The 2,464-nt window shown below is 67.5% G+C and carries 4 protein-coding genes; 2 read left to right on the top strand and 2 right to left on the bottom strand.

The genetic code is table 11. The annotated features are described in order from the left end of the window. The first annotated feature begins 238 nt into the window (after positions 1-238). Entirely contained in the window at positions 239-697 is a 459-nt protein-coding gene (locus ABD207_RS31710) for a hypothetical protein (protein ID WP_344016763.1), read from the top strand. A 24-nt stretch (positions 698-721) separates the two neighbouring features. On the opposite strand, the gene ABD207_RS31705 is transcribed toward ABD207_RS31710, so the two are convergent. Further along, a complete protein-coding gene (locus ABD207_RS31705) occupies positions 722-898 on the bottom strand; it encodes a hypothetical protein (RefSeq protein WP_344016766.1) in 177 nt (58 codons plus the stop codon). On the opposite strand from ABD207_RS31705, the gene ABD207_RS31700 reads away from it, so the two are divergent. Continuing rightward, the gene (locus ABD207_RS31700) at positions 833-1,273 is read left to right on the top strand and encodes a GNAT family N-acetyltransferase (RefSeq protein ID WP_344016764.1); all 441 of its coding nucleotides are present in this window, start codon (positions 833-835) and stop codon (positions 1,271-1,273) included. The genes ABD207_RS31705 and ABD207_RS31700 overlap by 66 nt on opposite strands. Here ABD207_RS31700 and ABD207_RS31695 read toward each other — a convergent pair. Next, entirely contained in the window at positions 1,185-1,967 is a 783-nt protein-coding gene (locus ABD207_RS31695) for an ATP-binding protein (protein ID WP_344016762.1), read from the bottom strand. The genes ABD207_RS31700 and ABD207_RS31695 overlap by 89 nt on opposite strands. Between the last annotated feature and the right edge of the window lie 497 nt (positions 1,968-2,464).

Genomic DNA, 2,464 nt, shown 5'->3' with positions numbered 1-2,464 from the left:
CGAACCCCGTGCACACCAGCCCACCTGACGTGCAGTTTTCACGATGCACACTGCTCACTGGTCGTGCTGCGGCAGTTCTTCCGCTTCGCCCGCTCGCAGCACCTCATCCTGGTCGACCCGGCACGGACTCTGACCGCGAAGGAGCCGAACGGCTTCCGCGGCAGGACCCTCACCCTCGACCAGCAGCGCGAACTCTTCCGCCGCTGGACCACCGACGAACGCGCCGCACGAGGCCCTGATGGGCATGCTTGCCCTGCTGCATGGTGCCTCCACTTCCGAGGTGCGGATGTTGCAGATCACGCACATCGACTCGGTGGCCCACACCGTCAAGCTCGGCAAGCGACCCCACCCTGTTCCCTTGGATCCCGCCTCCTGGACGGTGGTGCAGCGGTGCCTGTCCCACCGCGAGGCATGGCCGGCTGCCAACCCGCACGTGATGGTCACCAAAGGAACAAAAGCCGGGCGAATCCCGGCCTCAACTGCCTACCTCTCCCACGTTCTTGACGACTGCGGATACCCACCCCGGATGATCCGCAGCACCCGCCTCCTCGACCTGGTGAACACCATGGACCCCAAGCTCGCCGCCGCCTTCGGCATGGACCCGCAAGCCACCCTGATCTATCTCGCCGACCGCGTTGACCCCGGACGACTGCCCGCCCCGCCGAAAACCGCTGGCGCAACACCACACACAACGTGAGGATCAACAACCGGTGTCCATCACTCAGCGGAGGGAACCGGCATGGATGGTCAGGTGGAAGTGCAGCAGGTGGACGAGGAAGGCCTCGAAGAACTCCTCACGGTGGCCGTCGAGGATGCAGCACCCGAAGAGGTCATGCCTCCCGTGGCCGGTCCACCAGGATGGACGACGGAACGGCAGGAAACCTTCCGGAACTGGCACCGGGCTCGACGCCCTGGACTTGCCGGCCCGCTCCGCGAGTCCACATTCGCCATCACCCACAACGGGACAATCGTTGGGTCAGCGCGTTTGGCTCTCCGCGACAGCCATGACGTCCTCGAAGCCGGCATGTGGCTCGGCCGTTCACATCGCGGACGCGGAATCGGCACCGCCACTCTCCGAATCCTCCTCGACGAAGCCGCGAGAGCCGGTGCACGGACCGTAGTCGCGGACACCAAGTCTCACAACACGGCGGCACTTGCCGCCTTGCGCCGCAATGGAGCAACGCTCATCGCAAGCCAGGACACCGTCGAAATTTACGCTGAGCTGATGCCGAAGTCGATGCTGCCGCCTCCACCCTCCACTGCGAACCCGTGAAAATTCGCCAGCACCTGGCACAGGTTCGCCGGAACATGTGCGCTTTGCCGAACGACTCGTTGGAGGCGATGGCGACGCTGTCCTTCTCCTCCCGCTCGGTCAGCACCTGGAACAGCAGCTCTGCGCCGTGCCGGTCGAGTTCCGTGTAGCCGAGTTCGTCGATGCAGAGGAGGTCGACACGGCCCCAGCGGGCGACGGTCTTGTTCAGCTGCTTCTCGTCGGCAGCCTCGGCCAGCTCGTTCACGAGCTTGATGGCCAGCGCGCAGCGGACGCGGCAGCCCTTCATCACGGCCTCGGTGCCCAGGGCGATGAGCATGTAGGACTTGCCGGCACCGGAGTCGCCGACCAGGCAGAGAGGCTGACTCTTCTTGATCCACTCGCAGGAGGCGAGGATATGGATGGTGGCGGGGTCGATGCCGGGGCCGGCGTCGAAGCCGAACGCCCGCAGGGACTTCTCCCGCAGGAAGCCTGCCGCCTTGATCCGCCGCTCCGAGCGGCGCCGGGCCCGGTCGTCGCACCCGGCCATCAGCAGCTCGGCGAGGAAGCCGCGGTAGGTCACCTGGTCCTTCATCGCCCGGTCGGCGATCTCGGTGAACTCATTGCGGACCGACGGCAGCCGCAGCATGCGGCAGGCGGTACCGATGGCGGCGCCGGCGGCCTGCTCGGTCAAGCCTCGCTGGCGGGGCAGAGTCACTGTGCTTCTCCCTCCGGGTGATCACCGCCGCCGGCGCGACGACGTCGGAGCAACTGGTCACAGGGGGGCACCGACGGCAGGGGCCCGGCGTCCGGCGGGAGCGGGACAGCTTCCACCCGTGCAGGGACGTCACGTTCGCCGGAGGTGCGCCAGGCAGCATCCGCTCTGCCAGGCCGGGTCCGGTCTCGGCCTGGGCGGCCTTGCAGGCCTCCAGAGCGACCGCGTCGGCGGTCATCGCCCCGGCGCGTACAGCTGCGGCCAGACCGGCGACGATGTGCCCGCGCGGCAGGTGCCGCCCCAGTAGCAGGACCTCGATCAGGGCCCGGGAGCCGTCCCGCTCACCGTGAACCCCCTGAGCCCGAGCCCACCAGGCACCATGGACGGGGGTGAACAGAGACGCCATCCGCTTATCGATGGCGGGGCTGGTCTGGTCGAACAGGGTTCTTGTTCGGGTGATCGCGCGAGGGCCGGCGCATGACAGCAGGGCCTCTTGGTAG

This window comes from Streptomyces thermospinosisporus (assembly GCF_039526425.1).
Taxonomy (GTDB): domain Bacteria; phylum Actinomycetota; class Actinomycetes; order Streptomycetales; family Streptomycetaceae; genus Streptomyces; species Streptomyces thermocarboxydovorans.
Note: the sequence above shows the minus strand (reverse complement) of the source record. Positions and strands in the feature narration are given on the sequence as shown.

Coding starts and splice junctions, on each gene's coding strand:
- ABD207_RS31710 (WP_344016763.1), top strand. CDS start 239: ATGGGCATGCTTGCCCTGCTGCATGGTGCCTCCACTTCCGAGGTGCGG.
- ABD207_RS31700 (WP_344016764.1), top strand. CDS start 833: ATGCCTCCCGTGGCCGGTCCACCAGGATGGACGACGGAACGGCAGGAA.